Genomic DNA, 17012 nt, shown 5'->3' with positions numbered 1-17012 from the left:
AACTTTGGGCTGAGAGGATTTCAGATGAGAGCGTTGCGTGCCCTGACCGTCGGTGTGGTGGGAGCCGTACTGTCCATTGGTCTCACCGCCTGCTCCTCCGGCACCTCGGGCACGAGCGCTGAGGTTTCCGGGGGTCCCGGGGGTTCCGGTGCGACACCGGCTCCGGCGGCGAGCGGCGTGGGGGTGTTTCCGCGGACGGTGAAGCATGCCATGGGGGAGACGGTGATCCCCGCGCAACCCCTGCGGGTCGTGGCCCTCGACCAGAGCTTCGTGGACGGGGTGCTGACGCTGGAGACGGACGTCGTCGGCTACACCACCTACCGGTCGATCGAGGAGAAGCTTCCCGACTACCTGAACCCGGTCCTCGCTCACGCCAAGGAGGCTAAATCGGTCGGGACCCTGGAGCAGCCGAGCCTCGAGCAGATCGTCGCGCTCAAGCCCGACCTGATCGTCTCCGCGAAGGTCCGGCACGAGGCGCTGTACGACAAGCTGTCGCAGATCGCGCCGACGGTGTTCAGCGAGACCACGGGCGCCCTCTGGAAGGAGAACCTCAGGCTCATGGGCCAGGCCCTGGGCAAGGAGGACCTCGCCGAGCAGAAGATCAAGGCCTATCAGGATCGGGCCGCCGCGATCGGCGCCTCGATCAAGGCCAAGGACGGCGAGCTGCCCACCGTCTCCATCGCCCGGTTCGCCGGTGAGCCGACCGTCCGCCTCTACGTGGAGAACTCCTACTCCGGCCTGGTGCTGAAGGACGTCGGTTTCCCGCGCCCGGAGGGCCAGCCGACCGTCAGCGACTCCATCGTGGTGAACATCAGCCAGGAGAACATCTCCCAGCTCGACGCCGAGCACATCTTCGTCGCGGCCTACGACGACCCGTCGGTCGGGCCGGTCAAGGAGAAGTTCGAGGCCAACCCGCTCTGGGGCAAGCTCAAGGGCGTCAAGCACGACGTCTCCGACGTCACCTGGATGACCGCGGTCGGCATCCAGGGCGCCCACTCCATCCTCGACGACCTCGCCAAGATCTTCGAGGTCGACCCGGCGAAGGCCGCCTGACCCTTCCGCCCGCGGGCCCGGCGTTCCCAGGTGGAGCGCCGGGCCTTTCTGTCGCTCCACGATCGGTTCGCCAGATGTTCATCGAAGATCATCATTTGTTTGGCATACCGTTGTTGACCCTGATTTACTCATTCCTGACGTACGTCGCATAACTCACATGCGTCACATCGGGAGGCCGGGCGGAATGGTCGAAGTCAAGACGGAAGCGCTGAAGATCGCGACCCAGGATTTGATCAATGTGCTGCTCCCCCTGGCGGAGGACGTCAAGGTTGTCGTCGAGGGGACCCATCTGAGCTCTATGGCGTGGGGCATCATCGGCTCGCGCACGGTGGCCGGCAACTATGCCCCGGCCCAGGAGTATCAGGTCAAGCAGGCGGGCGGCTTATGCGACTGCCTCAACGGCATCAACGCGGGCCTGCTCAGCGTGGTGGCGAACTACCGGGAGGCCGAGCTCGTCTCGGCCAAGGCGAGCAACGACACGGCGAAGATCATGGACCTTGAGGCGAAACTCAAGCAGGACAGGGCCGATTTAGCCGAGGCGCAGAAGAAGGATCAGGGGCTCACGGACTAGGGGGAGGTCGGTACGTGCCGGGCGAAGAGCTTGGACTACTTGGCGGCATAGAGGCCGGGACCATCGGTGCGATGCTGGGCCTGGGAAAGATCTTTCCAGTCTGGGCGGCCACCATGGCCAAGATCGAGCTGGCGGGAAAACTGGCGATTCCGGCCGGCGGAGCGACGGCCATCTGGGCACTCGCTCAGCCATGGGACGACGACGCGGTCACCAAGGCGTGGGGTGACTGGCGGGTGGCGAACCTCAAGATCACGGAGTTCAGGACCAGAGAGCTGGACAAGAAGATCGCGGCGATCACGGCCGCGTGGCCGGAGGGAGCCGATCGCCGCGCCTTCGACAGGTTCATGGAAATCGTCTCTCACGAGGTCCAGCAGTTCGAGACCGCCACCGGGCAGATGGCCGGCGCGGTGCAGTCCGCCCAGACGAGCGTTCACCGGGTCATCAACACCTGCGGGATTTTTGTCGACTCCCTGCTGGCCATCATCATCGCCTCGGAGCTCATGCAGCTGTTCGGACATCGAATGCAGGCCATGGGTACGGAGACGATGACTCGAGCCAACCTGATGCCTCTCACCCCCGCCACCGCTGTCGCCAGGGCGGCCCTGATGTCCAGCGGCATTCAGATGGCGGCGCGAGGCGCGGCGATCAAGACCAAGGCCACCGCCACGAAGAACAGTTCTGCCCTGTTCCTCATGGGAGGAACGGCAAGCGCGGTCGTCGGTGTCAGCGCGGCCCTCCTCTTCAACATGGGAGACCTGACCTCACTGGCGACCATGGACAACCAGTTCCCGCAACCCCAGCTCAACCTCGGCAGCGACGGTCGGGGGAGCTCGGCGGGCGACACGGACTTCGACGACATCAGACGGCGCAGCGTCAAGGAGTCCGGCGACGAGGGCTGGACCTACACCTGACCCGGGTGGGCCGGTGCGCCGCGCCGGCCCACTTGGATCATTGGCGCTCGTACTTGGCGCGGATCTCCTGGAGTTCGCGCAGCGCTTCGGCCACCCGTGAATCGGAGCCGACCTGGGGTCTCAGGCCCGAGTGCGGCAGCCGGTCCCGCACCGTCTCGTTGAACTCCTCGACCCCGCCGGTCAGCGGTGCCATCACTTCGCTCAGACGCTCCGTCGCCTGGCTCAGCGCCTTCGTGGCGGCCTCCATGATCGCTTCCGCCAGGGCGTCGGAGCCCAGACGCATGGCCCGAGGGTCGATCTTCACACCCAGCAACGTGCCCTCGGGGCCCACCTCGACCCGGACCAAGCCGTCCGCGGCCTCTCCGTGCCCGCTCGCCTCGGTGAGCTCGTCGATCATCTTCTCGTACTGCTGGGAGAGCTTGCCGAAGTTCTCCAGCAACCGATTCACATTGAGGTCGTCGCTCTGCCCGAAGTTGCTGTACGGCGTTGTCATGTGACCCTCCTTGCGAAGGCTTCAAGATCGATCCAAGTCGCGTTCACCCTAGCGCCAAAAAGGACATTTCGATTGGGTAGGACGGAGTCGGGGCGGGATAAACGCGGCACCGGTCAGGCGAGGAGTGAGATCCCGGCCGTCTTCCATCGGTCGGGCATCCTCGCGGCGACGGTGTTCACCGCGTCGAGGATCAAGGCATCGACGGCGGGTCCGGCGAAGGTCGTCTGACCTCCCGATCACGGTCGGAGGCAGAGATTTGCCGCCAATCGGCACCGATACCAAACCGAGTTTTCGGCTTCTGATGGAGAATCGGTCAAAGCGGACTAAAGTCAGGAGCATGGTGACTCACCGCTCAGCGGTTCTACCGACAGATCCGGAAGCCCCTGGTACGTGCCTATGTGGGCATCAGGCTGATTTCATTATCCAGACCTTGTGGTTTTCCGGTCGGCGTTCCCTCGACCCCGTTTGTGAACCTCATGTCTCCGCGGTGGTCGACGCCATCGCCAAGAAGAACGCGCAGAGGGACGGCCGGTCCTGACGGGCCGCCGGTATTCGCCGCACCGCTGCCACCTGCCATCCCGCTCGACCGGCTGTCACCCGCCACCTCGACCGAGTGGTCGCCACCCGCCGTCCTGACCGGACTGCCACCACCCGCGTCGTCACCCTTGGCCGCTCTCAGGAAGACCTCCTGTCGCGGCCGGGCCGCGACGGTCTCCTCGATGCGCTCGGCCATCGTTCTTCGGGTGAAACACGCGCCACCCCCGGGTTCGTCACGGCATGCCACAACGGCCGTCCGCGCCCTATGTTTTTCTCATAGTGATGCGTCCTGAGTCGTATCGAACGCGACATTAGTGGGTTACTTCGAACTCTGCTAGACATTGTCCGTATTTGGCCTTGGTCCTGTGGTCGGCTGACGTTGACCGGCCGCAGGCGGGCTCGCCCAAATGGCTCGCTCCATCAACGGGCATGGCCTTAGTCGTCGGCGAGAAATGACCTCAGTTCCCGCAGATGCGGGGCGATGTCGAGGCCGCGTTCCGCCAGCCAGGCGTCGTCGCCGTAGGTGCCCCGATACCGCTCGCCGCCGTCGCAGATCAGGGTGACGACGCTGCCCTGCTCGCCCGCCTCCCGCATCTCCTTCAGGATCTGTACGGCCGCCGCCACGTTGGTGCCGGTGGAGCCGCCGACGTCGCGGCCGGTGACCTCGCGGACCCAGCGCATGGCGGCGATGGACCGGGCGTCGGGGACCTGGATCATGCGGTCGATCACGGTGGGCAGGAAGGACGGCTCGACGCGGGGACGTCCGATGCCCTCGATGCCCGAGCCCGGGGCGGTGACGGTGGCGTCGCCGGAGCACCAGGAGGGGTAGAAGGCGGAGCCTTCGGGGTCGACCACGGCCAGGCGGGTGCTGTAGCGGCGGTAACGGATGTAGCGGCCGATGGTGGAGGAGGTGCCGCCGGTGCCGGCGCCGACCACGATCCAGGTGGGTTCGGGGTGGGGCTCCATCTCCATCTGGCTGAAGATGCTCTCGGCGATGTTGTTGTTGCCGCGCCAGTCGGTGGCCCGCTCGGCGTAGGTGAACTGGTCCATGAAGTGACCGCCGGTCTCGGCGGTCAACCGGCGGGACTCCTCGTAGATCGTGCCGGGGTCGTCCACGAGATGACACTTGCCGCCGTAGAACTCGATCAGCGAGATCTTCTCGGGCGAGGTCGAGGCGGGCATCACCGCGATGAACGGCAGATCGACGAGACGTGCGAAGTAGGCCTCGCTCACCGCGGTGGAGCCGCTGGAGGCCTCCACGACCGTGGTGGAGGGGCCGATCCAGCCGTTGGCGAGGCCGTACAGGAAAAGAGAACGTGCGAGCCGGTGTTTGAGTGAACCGGTGGGGTGTACCGACTCGTCCTTCAAGTAGAGGTTTACCCCCCAACGTGTGGGAAGCGGAAAGACGTGGAGATGGGTGTCGCAGCTTCGATGAGCGTCGGCTTCGACGCGACGGATGGCCTCGGCCACCCAGTGGCGGGTCTTGGGGTCGTGTCGATCAACGGAATGCATGACCTTAAAGGTAGCGTCAACTGGGGTTATGTGATGATAGACACATGTTCGTCCGAATCAGGCGAACGATGTTACGATACTGAGACTTGTCCGGCTGTAGGGCGTGTCGCACCCGCTATTAGCGCAGCCACCGATGGATCCCCTGATCAGGCAGACCTCTTAACGGCCCCTTTACAAGGTGCCTGCGAACATGAGACCCGCCATCAGCAGGGGTGCATCGCACCTGTGTCGGACGGCAATGGGGGGAACAGCGCAAGGGGGATGACATGATCACGATGACCAAAGAGCAACGCCAGGATTGGTTCGAGCGTGATGTCGTGCCGGTCACCAACCAGCTCTATGCGTCCGCGATGCGTTTGACCCGTAACTCCGCCGATGCCGAGGACCTTGTCCAGGAGACCGTGGCCAAGGCGTTCACCTCGTACCACCAGTTTCGTGAGGGCACCAACCTCAAGGCGTGGCTGCACCGGATCCTCACCAACAACTTCATCAACGACTACCGCAAGAAACAGCGGTCGCCCAAGCTCTCGGCCACCGAGGAGATCGAGGACTGGCAGCTCGCCGCCGCCGAGTCCCACATGTCCACCGGGCTCAAGTCCGCGGAGACCGAGGCGCTCGAGCAACTGCCCGACAGCGCGGTGATGAACGCCCTGCGTACCCTGCCCGAGGATTTCCGGGTGGCCGTCTACCTGGCCGACGTCGAGGGTTTCGCCTACAAGGAGATCGCCGAGCGGATGGGCACCCCCATCGGCACCGTCATGTCCCGCCTGCACCGGGGTCGCCGCCAGCTCCGGGGCATGCTTGAGAGCTATGCCCGCGAAGAGGGCGGGCTCCGCCTCACCCCGCAGCACCAGGTCGCCTGACCTTCTCGTCGCGTACGGCCGTCCCCTACCCCTTCTCCCGTCATCCCGATCTTCCAGTACGGCTCCCGCCGCTCCAGGCGGGAGCCGTACTGTCGTGTTCGCCTCGGGACGGCATGCGGGACCGGGCGCGCCGCGCGGATCCGGATCCGCCGTGCGGGGGCCGGGCACATCGGGTGGAGGGCCTGTTCGTGCGGGTCCGGGCCGCGGTTGCGAGATCCTCAGCCCGCGGCTATCAGCGCGACCGCCGCGAGGGTGAAACCGATGCCCACCACCTGGACCGTGTTGAGTCGTTCCCCCAGCACGTAACGGGCCAGCAGCAGGGTGCTCGCCGGATAGAGCGAGACCAGGACGGCGACGAGGCTCAGCAGGCCCCGCTGCTGGGCGAGTATGAAGAGCACATTGGCGATCATGTCGAGGGCCCCGGCCGCGATGATGATGCGCAGCGCGCCGGATCCCGGGTGCAGGCTGCGGCGGGTGACCAGGGCCAGCAGGGCGATGAGGGTGACCGAGGCCAGGCGCGCGCCGAGCAACGGCCATATGCCGCCGTCCTCGGGGGCCTGTGAGAGCAGGATGAAAAAGCCGCCGAACCCGGCGCCCGCGGCGAGCGAGGTCAGGATCGAGCCGTAGCTCCGCCCGGCCGTCGCCGCGGGGGAGGAACTGCGGCTCACCAGCAGCACCGCGAGCAGCGCGAGCACCACGCCGCCCAGCGCGACCGGCTCCGGCCGCTCCCCGGTGGCCAGCCCGAACAGCACCGGCAGTATGGCCGAGGCGGTCGCGGTGAGGGGTGCGACCACCGACATCACGCCGGTGGCGAGTGCCCGGTAGAACAGCACCAGTCCCGCCGAGCCGGCCAGGCCGGAGGCCATTCCCCAGGCCAGGGTCCCGGTCGTGAGGGTTCCCGGCAGGAACGGCAGCAGGGCGACCACTAGGACCAGACCGACTATCTGGGAGAGCACCACCACCGCGAGCACCCGGGATCGGCGGGTGGCCAGGCCCCCGAAGAAGTCGGCCGTGCCGTACACCACCGCGCATACCGTTGCCAGCACCACAGCCGCCACTCTTCACCCCAGTTCAATAGGTTGTACTTGTAGTTCAACCTATTACTACACAGATAGTGCACTGCAGTGCAAATCAAGTTCACTACACTGAACTCATGGACCCAGAGACGATCACCGCCGCGGTCGCCAACAACGTGCGGGCTCAGCGGGCGCACCGGCAGATGACGCTCGACGAGCTCGCCGCGCGGTCAGGGGTGAGCCGGGGCATGCTCGTCCAGGTCGAGCAGGGAAGGACCAACCCGAGCATCAACACGCTCACCCGCATCGCCGACGCGCTGGGCGTGACGGTCGCGCGGATCGTCGATGTCTCCGACACTCCCGTGGTCCGGGTGGTCCACTCCACCGATGTGGTCGTCTTCCCGCATGGCGCGGCGAGCACGGCCCGGCTGCTGGCCGGCACCGACGCTCCCGCGATCCTGGAGCTGTGGGACTGGCGGCTGGCTCCGGGCGACCACCATGACGGCGACGCCCACCCCCCGGGCACCCGCGAGATGCTGACCGTGCTGGAGGGGCGGCTCACCCTGTCGGTGTACGGCGGCAGCCACGTCGTGGAGACGGACGACGCCGTCGTGTTCAGCGCGGATCGCCCGCACAAGTACGCCAACGAGGGGGACGTCCCGCTGCGGTTCATGATGGTCGTGACGGAACCCCGGGAAACGCCCGACCGGTAGGGCTCCGTCCCGATCCGCCGGGGCAGGGGAAACATCGTCCTCTGGATACGGATTTCATTGAATGCGCCATTCGAATGGCGCGTCGGCACGCATATCCGCTGATCGATGTCCCATCCTGTTGGGAATGCCCGGCCAAGATCTTGTGGGGGAGGCGGCCGAGGCTGTCCCTGACCCCCGCATCGCTTTCGGGGGTGGGCATGCGGCTGCGGATCGTCGCGGTGACGCTGCTGTTCGCGGTCGGAGGATGTTCCTCTCCGATCGGCCTGGCGGGAACCACGGGCAGACCGATGAACGCCGTCCCGACCGGGATCGTGCACGTCGCGGCCGGGTCCGACACGGACGGCTCCACCGCGACCGACCCCGCTACCGGAGGCTCCACGACGACCGGCCCCGTCGTGCCCGGCCCCGGCGCGACCGACCGGGCCGCGCCCGGATCCGGTACGGCCGGCTTCACCGCGGCCGATCCCCTCATGCCGGAGCCTGTCCCGGTCGGTCCTGCCCCGGCCGCGCCCGCCGCGGGCGCGCCCCCGGTGGCCGGGCCCGAGACGCCGGCCGTGAAACCGGGCGCGGCCCAGCCGCGGCGGCCGGAGAGCGACTTCCCCCTACCGCCCCCGGCGCGCTCGGTGAACTGCAGGCAGATCAAGTGTGTGGCGCTGACCTTTGACGACGGGCCGGGCCCGTACACCGGGATGCTGCTCGACATCCTCGCCAGGTACCAGGCCAGGGCGACCTTCTTCGTGCTCGGCCGGATGGTGGCGGTGGATCACCGGGACAGCCTTCACCGGATGGTGGCCGAGGGGCACGAGGTGGGCAACCACACCTGGGATCACCTCGATCTCACCGGGCTGCCGGAAGCCGAGATCATCCATCAGCTGCGCCGTACTCAGGAGATCGTCCGCCATGCGATCGGGTTCGAGATGACCCTCATGCGCCCGCCGTACGGTTCCACGAACACCCGGGTGACCGACGTGAGCCGCCACGAAGGACTCGCCCAGGTCCTGTGGAACGTCGACACCGTGGACTGGCGTGACCGCAAGGCCTCGATCGTCACGGAGCGTGCGGCGAACATCCAGCCGGGCTCCATCGTGCTCATGCATGACATCTACCCCTCGACGGTTCTGGCCGTCCCCCGGCTGCTGAACGAGCTGACCGCCAAGGGCTACACGTTCGTGACGATCCCGGAGCTGTACGGCGAGCCGCTGACCGGAGGACCGGTGAGAAGCCTGAACATTCCCCCGGCGGCCATGGCCCGGCTGAGAGCGCTCGACGGCCCGGCCCACGGCACCCGAGGGCGCCCACGACCTTGAGGTCTCCGCCCGGACGGGGACATGTCCGGTTGCCGGCTGAGACCGGTCCGATGGGCTCCGCCGATGCCACGCTTCCGGACGAAACTCCCCGCGCCCTCCGTTGCCGGCCGTGGACATGGGGAAGATCAGCTGATCCGTCCTCGGCGCGGCCGGAATCGGCCGCCGGTGTCCGGGTTGCGAGACTGTGAACCTTCCGGCCCTGTTCTCCGACTGTGCTGAGGAGGAGGCAGCGTGACTGACGAATTACTGGTGGTCCGCTGCCAGCTCGGGGAGCGCGAGGCGTTCGCCGAGCTGGTGGGGATCTGGAATGACCCGGTATGGACCTACGTGCGGCGCATGATCGGGTCCTCGCAGGCCGATGACGTGGCACAGGAGGTGTGGCTGGCCGTGGTTCGCGGGCTGCCACGGTTGAAGGAACCGGACAGGTTCGCGCCGTGGCTGTTCACGATCGCCCGGCGCACGGTGGCCAACCGGCTGCGTGAGGAGTACGGCAGGCACGAGGTCCTGGCGGAGGAGGAGCAGGCGACCGCCGATCCGGCCGACGCCCTCGTGGACCGCGCCGAGCTGCTCGCGGGCCTGTCGGAGCTGCCGGTCCGGGAGCGGGAGATCCTCGTGCTGTTCTATCTGGAGGACCTCTCCCTGGAGGACTGCGCGGAGATCTGCGCCATCCCGGTCGGCACGGTCAAGTCACGCCTCTCCCGCGCGCGGCGCATGCTGCGCGACCACCTCACGGAGAAAGGACACCGGAGATGAACCCCGATGACATGATCGGCAGGCTGTCCGGGCCGCTGTCGCTGCGCAGCCGGATCGGCAACGTCGTGGCGCTGCTCGGCGGGCTGGGCGGGGCGCTGTTCACCGGCCTGCTCTGGGCCACCGAACCGGCCCTGCCGGGCCGTACGCACCTGGCCTTCGGGGTGCTCGTCGCGCTCGGCCTGGCCTGGGCCGGCTACGGGACCTGGGCGCTGACCCGCAGGACGCCGTTGTTCGCCCTCGACCGGGTGATCGCCGCCTGGCTGGCGGTGACCGCGACGGGTCTGCTCACAGCCGGGACGGTCGCGATCGCGGTCGCCCGGGGAACCTGGGTGAGCGCGGCGGGCATCCTCGTCGCGGTGACGCTGGGCGCGGTCGCCCTGGTGATCCTCGTCCGGGCCCGCGCCGCCCGTGCCGCGCTGCTGCGCCGCAAGAGGGAGCTCGGAGGCTGACGGTGCGCGGAAGGGGTCACTGGCTCGATTCCGGCGGCAGGTGCTCCTGGGCCCAGAGCGAGATCTGCTCAAGTGCCGGCATGAGGGCCTGACCGCTCGCGGTCAGCTCGTAGGAGACCGACACCGGGGGCCCCGGGTCGACGGTGCGAGTGATGAGCCCCGCCGTGGTCAGTTCGGACAGGCGGTCCGACAGGACCGAGTCGCTGACCCCTCCCGTCGCACGCGAGAGCTCGCGGAACCCGGCAGGCCCGAACCGGAGGTTTCCGAGCACGACGCCGCTCCAGCGTTTGCCGAGGACGCCGAAGGCCCGGGTCAACGCGGCGCTGCCACGTATGCAGTCATCCGTGTCGGGGTGGTGGGGGGGCTTCGGCGTCACGCCACCACACTAGCAGAACCACCGTCGCTTTGATTTTAGAAGCAGATAGGATTATCGTCGCTGCAATCCAATTACTAGCAGGGGGATGCAATGATCGAAACTTCAGGCACGCGTCCGAGCGTTGTGGTCCTGGGCGGCGGATATGGCGGGTTCAAGGCTGCGAGGGCGCTCGACGACGTCGCCGACGTGACGCTCGTCGACCCCTCTGACGCGTTCATGCACAACGTCGCGGCGTGGCGCGCGCTGGTCGAGCCGGAGTGGCTGGAGAAGATCTTCATGCCCTACGACCGCCTCCTGACCCACGGACGCTTCCTGCGCGATCGTGCCGTGGAGGTCGACGGCCGGCAGGTCACGCTCGCCTCGGGCCGCCGGCTTGAGCCCGACTATCTGATCCTGGCGACGGGATCGTCGTACCCGTTCCCCGCCAAGATCGACGAGCCGGACACCGAGACGGCGCGGGCCAGGATCAGGGAGGCGCACAAGGTGCTGTCCGACGCCCGGCGGGTGCTCCTGGTCGGCGCGGGCCCGTCCGGCCTCGAACTCGCCGGCGAGATCAAGGCGTCGTTCCCCGGCAAGCACGTGATCATCGCCGACGCCGCGCCCGACATCATGCCCGGGCCGTATGATCAGGCGCTCCGAGACGAGCTCCGCGGCCAGCTCGACAAGCTCGGCGTCGAACTCGTACTCGGCAGCCCGCTGCGCGCGCTGCCGAGCGCGGCTCCCGCCACCGCCGCCTCGATCGCGATCACCACCGAGGCGGGAGACGAGCTGACCGCCGACGTCTGGTACCGCTGCTTCGGCGTCGGCCTCCAGACCGGCTATCTACGCGGCTCGCTCGCCAAGGCTCTTGACGATCGCGGTTACGTCCGCGTCGACGAGCACCTGCTCGTCGACGGCCAGGACCGCGTCTTCGCGATCGGCGACATCTCCGACGCCGACCGCAACATGGCGGGCTTCGCCGGCGCGCAGGCCGCGCTTCTCGCCGCGAACATCCGCACGCTGATCACCGGAGAGGGCGAGCTCGCCAAGTATGAGCGGTGGCCGACCGCGATCGTGGTCCCGCTCGGCCCCGAGGGCGGCGCCGGACAGCTCCCCGGCCACGACGGCATCGCCGGCCCCGAGATGGCCTCCGGCATCAAGGGCCGCGCCATGCTGGTCGACGACAACGCCGCGCTGTTCGACGCCCCCGCCCCCGCCGGACAGGCCTGACGACATGCCGCCGGTCATCCGGGCCGGCGGGCCTTGCCCGGGGAGACCCGATCGCCGGGATCCGGGCCGAGGTCGCGGATGCGCTGCGACTTTCCCGTCCGGACGTTGACGGCGTATCAGCCGAAGGGCGCATACGAGGCCGAATATCGGGCGGCGGTGAAGGGCGGCCAGGGGGAAGGCGGTCACGGGTGTCGCCCAGCTTGTTCCCGGCAGCCGGTCCGGCATCTGGGCGCGCAACCAGCTCGGCCGCTCGACGAACCCGGCGGCCAGGTGGCTTCTGCGACGCCTCCCCGCGGCACGTCCAGCCTGGGGGAGTAGGGAGACCCGGTGCTCCCTAGCGCTTTGTGATCACTCCGCAGGCGATGCGGCCACCGGAGTCACCGGTCTTGAGGGTGGCGTCGTCAGGGCTTTTTTCGCCATGGTGGTAGCGGTCGGGGATGTTGGCCTGGTTGTCCGGCAGGGCGTGGGCGATGACGGCGCTGCCGTCCTTGTCCAGGAGCTGGGCCACCGAGAAACGATCGGTCACCATGAAGGCGCTACCCGTGCGGTCCTGGGCGACCAGGAGGTCGGGCAGGTCGCCGGAGTGATCGGGATGGTTGCCCGGGTTGAGGGCGAAGTGGCTGCCCGCGCTGAAGAACGGGCTGCCGGTGGCGGGATCCTTCGACGTGGGATCGCAGATGCCCACGGAGTGGATGTGGAAGCCGTGGTAACCGGGTGCCAGGTCCTTGGCGACGACCATGAGCTTGGTTTTGTCCTCGCCCATCTTCCCGACGAGCAGCACGCCGACGGCCTTGCCCGTGGCGTCCTTGATGTCGGCGCGGGCCGACAGCTCGGTTGTGCCGTGCGGGCTCGGAGACGCCTCCGCAGGGACCGAGCCCGCCGAGGTCAGTCCCGCGCCGAGCGCGACGACCAGTGCCAAATGGATCTTGTGATGCATGAGAACCCCCGAACGCAGTCGAGCTCCTCTGCCATATCGAGAAGCCCGTCCAGGTCTTCTACCTCAGAAGATACCGGGCGGCCCCGTAGCCACGCCGTGGTGACCGCGGCTGAGCCGAACGACGGAAGGCGCCGGACCGCGAGGGTCCGGCGCCTTCCGTCGTTCGGCGTGCGGGTTATCCGCGCTTGGCGCGGGCGGTGGAGCGGCCGCGGGCGTTGGCGTCCAGGACGACCTTGCGGATGCGCACGGTCTCCGGGGTGATCTCCACGCACTCGTCCTCGCGGATGAACTCCAGCGCCTGCTCCAGCGAGAGCATGCGCGGCGGGATCAGCGTCTCCGTCGTGTCGCTGGTGGAGGAGCGCATGTTGCTGAGCTTCTTCTCCTTGGTGATGTTCACGTCCATGTCGTCGGAGCGTGAGTTCTCACCAACGATCATGCCCTCGTAGACCTCGGTGGTCGGCTGGACGAACAGGACGCCGCGCTCCTGCAGGTTCAGCATGGCGAACGGGGTCACCGGGCCCGACCGGTCGGCCACCAGCGAGCCGTTGTTGCGGGTGCGCAGCTCGCCGAACCACGGCTCGTAGGCCTCGAACACGTGGTTGACGATGCCGGTGCCGCGGGTCTCGGTGAGGAACTCGGTCCGGAAGCCGATCAGGCCGCGGGCCGGGACCACGAACTCCATCCGGATCCAGCCGGTGCCGTGGTTGGTCATGTGCTCCATGCGGCCCTTGCGGACCGCCAGGAGCTGGGTGATCGCCCCGAGGTATTCCTCCGGGCAGTCGATGGTCACGCGCTCGACCGGCTCGTGGACCTTGCCGTCGATGGTCTTGGTGACCACCTGCGGCTTGCCGACGGTCAGCTCGTAGCCCTCGCGGCGCATCTGCTCGACCAGGATGGCCAGCGCCAGCTCGCCACGGCCCTGCACCTCCCAGGTGTCGGGACGCTCGGTCGGCAGGACGCGCAGCGACACGTTGCCGATGAGCTCCTTCTCGAGCCGGTCCTTGACCATGCGGGCGGTGACCTTGGAACCCTTGACCCGGCCGACCAGCGGCGAGGTGTTGGTGCCGACGGTCATCGAGATCGCGGGCTCGTCCACCGTGATCAGCGGCAGCGGGCGGGGGTCGTCGGGGTCGGCCAGGGTCTCACCGATCATGATGTCCGGGATGCCGGCGATCGCGATGATGTCGCCGGGACCCGCCTGCTCGGCGGGCTTGCGCTCCAGCGCGTCGGTCATCAGCAGCTCGGTGATCTTCACCTTCTGGATGCTGCCGTCGGTGCGGCACCAGGCGACCTGCTGGCCCTTCTTGATGGTGCCCTGGTGGACGCGGCAGAGCGCGATCCGGCCCAGGTAGGACGAGGCGTCCAGGTTGGTGACGTGCGCCTGCAGCGGGGCGGTCGGGTCGTAGACCGGAGCGGGGATCGTGTTCTTGATGACCTCGAACAGCGGCTCGAGGTCCTCGGAGTCCGGCATGCCGGCGTCCTCGGGGCGGTTCAGCGAGGCGCGGCCGGCCTTGGCCGAGGCGTAGACGATCGGGAAGTCGATCTGCTCCTCGGTGGCGTCCAGATCCATGAAGAGCTCGTAGACCTCGTCCACGACCTCCTTGATCCGGGAGTCGGGGCGGTCGACCTTGTTGATGCACAGGATGACCGGCATCTTGGCGGCGAACGCCTTGCGCAACACGAACCGGGTCTGCGGCAGCGGGCCCTCGGAGGCGTCCACCAGGAGCACGACGCCGTCCACCATCGACAGGCCCCGCTCGACCTCGCCACCGAAGTCGGCGTGGCCGGGGGTGTCGATGATGTTGAGGGTCATGCCGCCGTGCTTGACGGCCGTGTTCTTCGCGAGAATGGTGATTCCCTTCTCGCGCTCGAGGTCGTTGGAGTCCATGACGCGGTCGTCCACGTCCTGGTTGACGCGGAAGGCGCCGGACTGCCAGAGCATGGCATCCACGAGAGTGGTCTTGCCGTGGTCGACGTGCGCGATGATCGCGATGTTCCGCAGGTCGTCGCGGCTGTTCAAAGGCATGATGGAGTCTCACTCTGTGATCGTGGAGGCTGGCCGCGGACCGTGCGGCCTTCCCATTTTAGTTGATCCGCCCAATCACTCTCACGTCTCCGCCATATGGAGTGCGCTAATTCACCCTTTGGACACCCTTTCGCCGTACGGATCGGACCAGTTCTCCTGTAGGCGGAACTGGCCTGATCCGCCTACTCAGCCCCCTGTGGATCTCCGTGGATTCCCGCCCAGATCGCGTTCGCGGTATCCGCGACAGATCATGTCCGGTCGTGTCCGGGCGCGGAGCATTCCCTAAGCTCGGATCCATGCCTTTCGCTCCATCGTTCGCCGTGATGTTCAGGACCCGGGACAACGTGCGGATCGACGCCGCGCACACCCCGTCGCGCGGGGCGGACGATCTCGGGATCGTCCTGGCCCACGGCTTCACCGGATCGCTCAGGGAACGCTCCACCCGGAGGATCGCCCATGTGCTCAGCGGGTTCGGCGGGGTGATCTCGTTCGACTTCCGGGGGCACGGCCGGTCCGGCGGGGAGTCGACCGTGGGGGATCTGGAGATCCTCGACATGGACGCGGCGGTACGGCACGCGCGGGCGATCGGTTACACCAGGGTCGCGCTCGTCGGGTTCTCGATGGGCGGGGCGGTGGCCGTACGGCATGCGGGGGTGCTGGGCGGGGTGGACGCGGTGGCGTCGGTGAGCGCGCCCGCGCGGTGGTACTACCGGGGGACCCGGCCGATGCGGCAGGTGCACTGGGCGATCGAGCGACCGCTGGGACGGTGGATCACAAGGGTGGGGAAGCGGACAAGGATCATGAAGGGCGTGTGGGACCCGCTGCCGCTGGCGCCGTACGAAGCGGCCGCGAAGATCTCGCCGACGCCGTTGCTGGTCGTGCACGGTGACGCGGACGCCTTCTTTCCGCTCGATCACCCCTACCAGATCTACGAGGCCGCCCTGGAGCCCAAGGAGCTGTGGATCGAACCCGGGTACGGCCACGCGGAGTCTGCCGCCACGCCCGAGTTGATCCGCCGGGTCGGGGAATGGGTCACTACCAGATCCTGATCTCCCAGGATCTCCGCTCCCGGTCGGCGAGATGTCTCCGGTGAGGCACCGGGCGAGGAGGACGACGTGAGTCGCGTACTGGTGCTCAACAGCGGATCTTCTTCGGTGAAGTACGAGCTGCTGTCCGACGGCGAACGGCCGGCGTCGGGAGCGGTGGAGCGGATCGGCGAGCCCGGCTCCCCGGTGGCCGACCACGAGGCGGCCCTGGAGATCGTCGCGGACGAGCTGAAGGAGCGGGGCCTGGGAATCGACTCCGCGGAGCTCACCGCGATCGGGCACCGGGTGGTGCACGGCGGCACGACCTTCACCGAGCCGACACTGATCACCGACGAGGTGGTCAGGGACATCGAGAGGCTCATCCCGCTCGCCCCCCTGCACAACCCGGCCAATCTGGCGGGCATCGCGGTCACCCGGAGACTCCGTCCCGATCTGCCGCAGGTCGCCGTCTTCGACACCGCCTTCCACTCCACGATCTCCCCTGCCGCCTCGACCTACGCGATCGACCGGGAGACCGCCGTACGGCTGGGCATCCGCCGCTACGGCTTCCACGGCACCTCACACGCCTATGTCTCGCGCAAGGCCGCCCTCCTCGCCGACGAGCCCCCGGCCAACGTGATCGTGCTGCATCTCGGCAACGGCGCCAGCGCCTCGGCGGTGTCGGCCGGGCGCTGCGTGGACACCTCGATGGGCATGACGCCGCTGGAGGGCCTCGTCATGGGGACCCGCAGCGGCGACCTGGACCCGGAGGTGGTCTTCTACCTGAGCCGGACGGAGGGCCTGTCCATCGACGAGATCGACACGCTGCTCAACCGGCGCAGCGGCATGCTCGGCCTCTGCGGGGACAGCGACATGCGCGCGGTGCAGAAGCGCGTGGCCGCCGGAGATCCGGACGCCGAACTGGCCCTGTCGGTCTACTGCCACCGGCTGCGCAAATACGTCGGCGCCTACTACGCCGTGCTCGGCACGGTGGACGTCATCGCCTTCACCGGGGGCGTGGGAGAGAACTCCGCGCCGGTCAGGGAGAGGGCGCTGGCCGGTCTGGGGGCGCTCGGCATCGCCGTGGACCCCGTACGCAACGAGCGCGGCGAATCGCTGATCTCGCCCGACGGCGCGGTCGTGAAGGTCGCGGTGATCCCCACGGACGAGGAGTTCGAGATCGCCCGGCAAACTCTGGAAATTGTTTCGCGAACCAACTCGGAATAATGCACGTCTACTTACAGCGGATGGATGAAATCCG

General features: G+C 67.8%; 18 protein-coding genes. 11 read left to right on the top strand and 7 right to left on the bottom strand.

Annotated features, from left to right (window positions below):
• Nucleotides 1–24 precede the first annotated feature (24 nt).
• From DKM19_RS38700 to DKM19_RS38690, 3 genes are all read left to right on the top strand, one after another.
• The gene (locus DKM19_RS38700; RefSeq protein WP_110702740.1) at nt 25–1053 is read left to right on the top strand and encodes an ABC transporter substrate-binding protein; all 1029 of its coding nucleotides are present in this window, start codon (nt 25–27) and stop codon (nt 1051–1053) included.
• A gap of 184 nt (nt 1054–1237) precedes the next feature.
• Nucleotides 1238–1624 carry a hypothetical protein gene (locus DKM19_RS38695; RefSeq protein ID WP_110702738.1) on the top strand — a complete coding sequence of 129 codons (387 nt, stop codon included), beginning with the start codon at nt 1238–1240 and terminating at the stop codon, nt 1622–1624.
• A 14-nt stretch (nt 1625–1638) separates the two neighbouring features.
• The gene (locus DKM19_RS38690) at nt 1639–2535 is read left to right on the top strand and encodes a hypothetical protein (protein ID WP_162642085.1); all 897 of its coding nucleotides are present in this window, start codon (nt 1639–1641) and stop codon (nt 2533–2535) included.
• Between the two features lie 37 nt (nt 2536–2572).
• Here the strand turns inward: DKM19_RS38690 and DKM19_RS38685 are convergent, their stop codons facing one another.
• From DKM19_RS38685 to DKM19_RS38680, 3 genes are all read right to left on the bottom strand, one after another.
• The gene (locus tag DKM19_RS38685) at nt 2573–3028 is read right to left on the bottom strand and encodes a YbaB/EbfC family nucleoid-associated protein (RefSeq protein WP_110702734.1); all 456 of its coding nucleotides are present in this window, start codon (nt 3026–3028) and stop codon (nt 2573–2575) included.
• 394 nt (nt 3029–3422) lie between these two features.
• The gene (locus tag DKM19_RS50170; protein WP_162642084.1) at nt 3423–3761 is read right to left on the bottom strand and encodes a hypothetical protein; all 339 of its coding nucleotides are present in this window, start codon (nt 3759–3761) and stop codon (nt 3423–3425) included.
• Nucleotides 3762–4000: 239 nt separating this feature from the next.
• Entirely contained in the window at nt 4001–5077 is a 1077-nt protein-coding gene (locus DKM19_RS38680; protein ID WP_110702732.1) for a PLP-dependent cysteine synthase family protein, read from the bottom strand.
• 266 nt (nt 5078–5343) lie between these two features.
• On the opposite strand from DKM19_RS38680, the gene DKM19_RS38675 reads away from it, so the two are divergent.
• Nucleotides 5344–5940 carry a sigma-70 family RNA polymerase sigma factor gene (locus DKM19_RS38675; protein WP_089208732.1) on the top strand — a complete coding sequence of 199 codons (597 nt, stop codon included), beginning with the start codon at nt 5344–5346 and terminating at the stop codon, nt 5938–5940.
• Between the two features lie 218 nt (nt 5941–6158).
• On the opposite strand, the gene DKM19_RS38670 is transcribed toward DKM19_RS38675, so the two are convergent.
• On the bottom strand, nt 6159–6989 hold the full coding sequence (locus DKM19_RS38670; RefSeq protein ID WP_239513820.1) for a DMT family transporter: 831 nt from the start codon (nt 6987–6989) through the stop codon (nt 6159–6161).
• 104 nt (nt 6990–7093) lie between these two features.
• Here DKM19_RS38670 and DKM19_RS38665 point away from each other — a divergent pair, with 104 nt between their 5' ends.
• The 4 genes from DKM19_RS38665 (at nt 7094) to DKM19_RS38650 (ending at nt 10178) form a co-directional block, all read left to right on the top strand.
• Nucleotides 7094–7669 carry a helix-turn-helix domain-containing protein gene (locus DKM19_RS38665; protein WP_110702729.1) on the top strand — a complete coding sequence of 192 codons (576 nt, stop codon included), beginning with the start codon at nt 7094–7096 and terminating at the stop codon, nt 7667–7669.
• Between the two features lie 197 nt (nt 7670–7866).
• Nucleotides 7867–8976, top strand: a complete 1110-nt coding sequence (locus DKM19_RS38660) for a polysaccharide deacetylase family protein (RefSeq protein WP_239513819.1) — start codon at nt 7867–7869, stop codon at nt 8974–8976.
• Nucleotides 8977–9207: 231 nt separating this feature from the next.
• Nucleotides 9208–9729, top strand: a complete 522-nt coding sequence (locus DKM19_RS38655; protein WP_110702727.1) for an RNA polymerase sigma factor — start codon at nt 9208–9210, stop codon at nt 9727–9729.
• Entirely contained in the window at nt 9726–10178 is a 453-nt protein-coding gene (locus DKM19_RS38650; RefSeq protein WP_239513818.1) for a hypothetical protein, read from the top strand. The genes DKM19_RS38655 and DKM19_RS38650 overlap by 4 nt, the downstream gene beginning before the upstream one ends.
• Nucleotides 10179–10194: 16 nt before the next feature.
• Here DKM19_RS38650 and DKM19_RS38645 read toward each other — a convergent pair whose 3' ends face one another.
• The gene (locus DKM19_RS38645) at nt 10195–10554 is read right to left on the bottom strand and encodes a helix-turn-helix domain-containing protein (protein ID WP_204358427.1); all 360 of its coding nucleotides are present in this window, start codon (nt 10552–10554) and stop codon (nt 10195–10197) included.
• 90 nt (nt 10555–10644) lie between these two features.
• Here DKM19_RS38645 and DKM19_RS38640 point away from each other — a divergent pair, with 90 nt between their 5' ends.
• Nucleotides 10645–11763 carry an FAD-dependent oxidoreductase gene (locus DKM19_RS38640; protein ID WP_110702725.1) on the top strand — a complete coding sequence of 373 codons (1119 nt, stop codon included), beginning with the start codon at nt 10645–10647 and terminating at the stop codon, nt 11761–11763.
• A gap of 334 nt (nt 11764–12097) precedes the next feature.
• Here the strand turns inward: DKM19_RS38640 and DKM19_RS38635 are convergent, their stop codons facing one another.
• Together DKM19_RS38635 and typA are read right to left on the bottom strand one after the other, a co-directional pair.
• Nucleotides 12098–12700: a superoxide dismutase family protein gene (locus DKM19_RS38635; RefSeq protein ID WP_110702723.1), complete on the bottom strand. Its 603-nt coding sequence runs from the start codon at nt 12698–12700 to the stop codon at nt 12098–12100.
• 175 nt (nt 12701–12875) lie between these two features.
• Entirely contained in the window at nt 12876–14726 is a 1851-nt protein-coding gene (typA, locus tag DKM19_RS38630; protein ID WP_110702721.1) for a translational GTPase TypA, read from the bottom strand.
• A 296-nt stretch (nt 14727–15022) separates the two neighbouring features.
• Here typA and DKM19_RS38625 point away from each other — a divergent pair, with 296 nt between their 5' ends.
• Nucleotides 15023–15775, top strand: coding sequence for an alpha/beta hydrolase (locus DKM19_RS38625; protein ID WP_239513817.1), 753 nt, complete (start codon nt 15023–15025; stop codon nt 15773–15775).
• A 66-nt stretch (nt 15776–15841) separates the two neighbouring features.
• On the top strand, nt 15842–16978 hold the full coding sequence (locus DKM19_RS38620) for an acetate/propionate family kinase (protein WP_110702720.1): 1137 nt from the start codon (nt 15842–15844) through the stop codon (nt 16976–16978).
• Nucleotides 16979–17012 lie beyond the last annotated feature (34 nt).

The organism is Streptosporangium sp. 'caverna' (assembly GCF_003203775.1).
Classification (GTDB): domain Bacteria; phylum Actinomycetota; class Actinomycetes; order Streptosporangiales; family Streptosporangiaceae; genus Streptosporangium; species Streptosporangium subroseum.
Note: the sequence above shows the minus strand (reverse complement) of the source record. Positions and strands in the feature narration are given on the sequence as shown.

Excerpts from the sequence above, each read along its gene's own strand:
- DKM19_RS38665 (WP_110702729.1), top strand. The coding sequence starts at position 7,094 with ATGGACCCAGAGACGATCACCGCCGCGGTCGCCAACAACGTGCGGGCT.
- DKM19_RS38675 (WP_089208732.1), top strand. The coding sequence starts at position 5,344 with ATGATCACGATGACCAAAGAGCAACGCCAGGATTGGTTCGAGCGTGAT.
- DKM19_RS38660 (WP_239513819.1), top strand. The coding sequence starts at position 7,867 with ATGCGGCTGCGGATCGTCGCGGTGACGCTGCTGTTCGCGGTCGGAGGA.
- DKM19_RS38640 (WP_110702725.1), top strand. The coding sequence starts at position 10,645 with ATGATCGAAACTTCAGGCACGCGTCCGAGCGTTGTGGTCCTGGGCGGC.
- DKM19_RS38680 (WP_110702732.1), bottom strand. The coding sequence starts at position 5,077 with ATGCATTCCGTTGATCGACACGACCCCAAGACCCGCCACTGGGTGGCC.
- DKM19_RS38650 (WP_239513818.1), top strand. The coding sequence starts at position 9,726 with ATGAACCCCGATGACATGATCGGCAGGCTGTCCGGGCCGCTGTCGCTG.
- DKM19_RS38685 (WP_110702734.1), bottom strand. The coding sequence starts at position 3,028 with ATGACAACGCCGTACAGCAACTTCGGGCAGAGCGACGACCTCAATGTG.
- typA (WP_110702721.1), bottom strand. The coding sequence starts at position 14,726 with ATGCCTTTGAACAGCCGCGACGACCTGCGGAACATCGCGATCATCGCG.
- DKM19_RS38695 (WP_110702738.1), top strand. The coding sequence starts at position 1,238 with ATGGTCGAAGTCAAGACGGAAGCGCTGAAGATCGCGACCCAGGATTTG.
- DKM19_RS38700 (WP_110702740.1), top strand. The coding sequence starts at position 25 with ATGAGAGCGTTGCGTGCCCTGACCGTCGGTGTGGTGGGAGCCGTACTG.
- DKM19_RS50170 (WP_162642084.1), bottom strand. The coding sequence starts at position 3,761 with ATGGCCGAGCGCATCGAGGAGACCGTCGCGGCCCGGCCGCGACAGGAG.
- DKM19_RS38625 (WP_239513817.1), top strand. The coding sequence starts at position 15,023 with ATGCCTTTCGCTCCATCGTTCGCCGTGATGTTCAGGACCCGGGACAAC.
- DKM19_RS38635 (WP_110702723.1), bottom strand. The coding sequence starts at position 12,700 with ATGCATCACAAGATCCATTTGGCACTGGTCGTCGCGCTCGGCGCGGGA.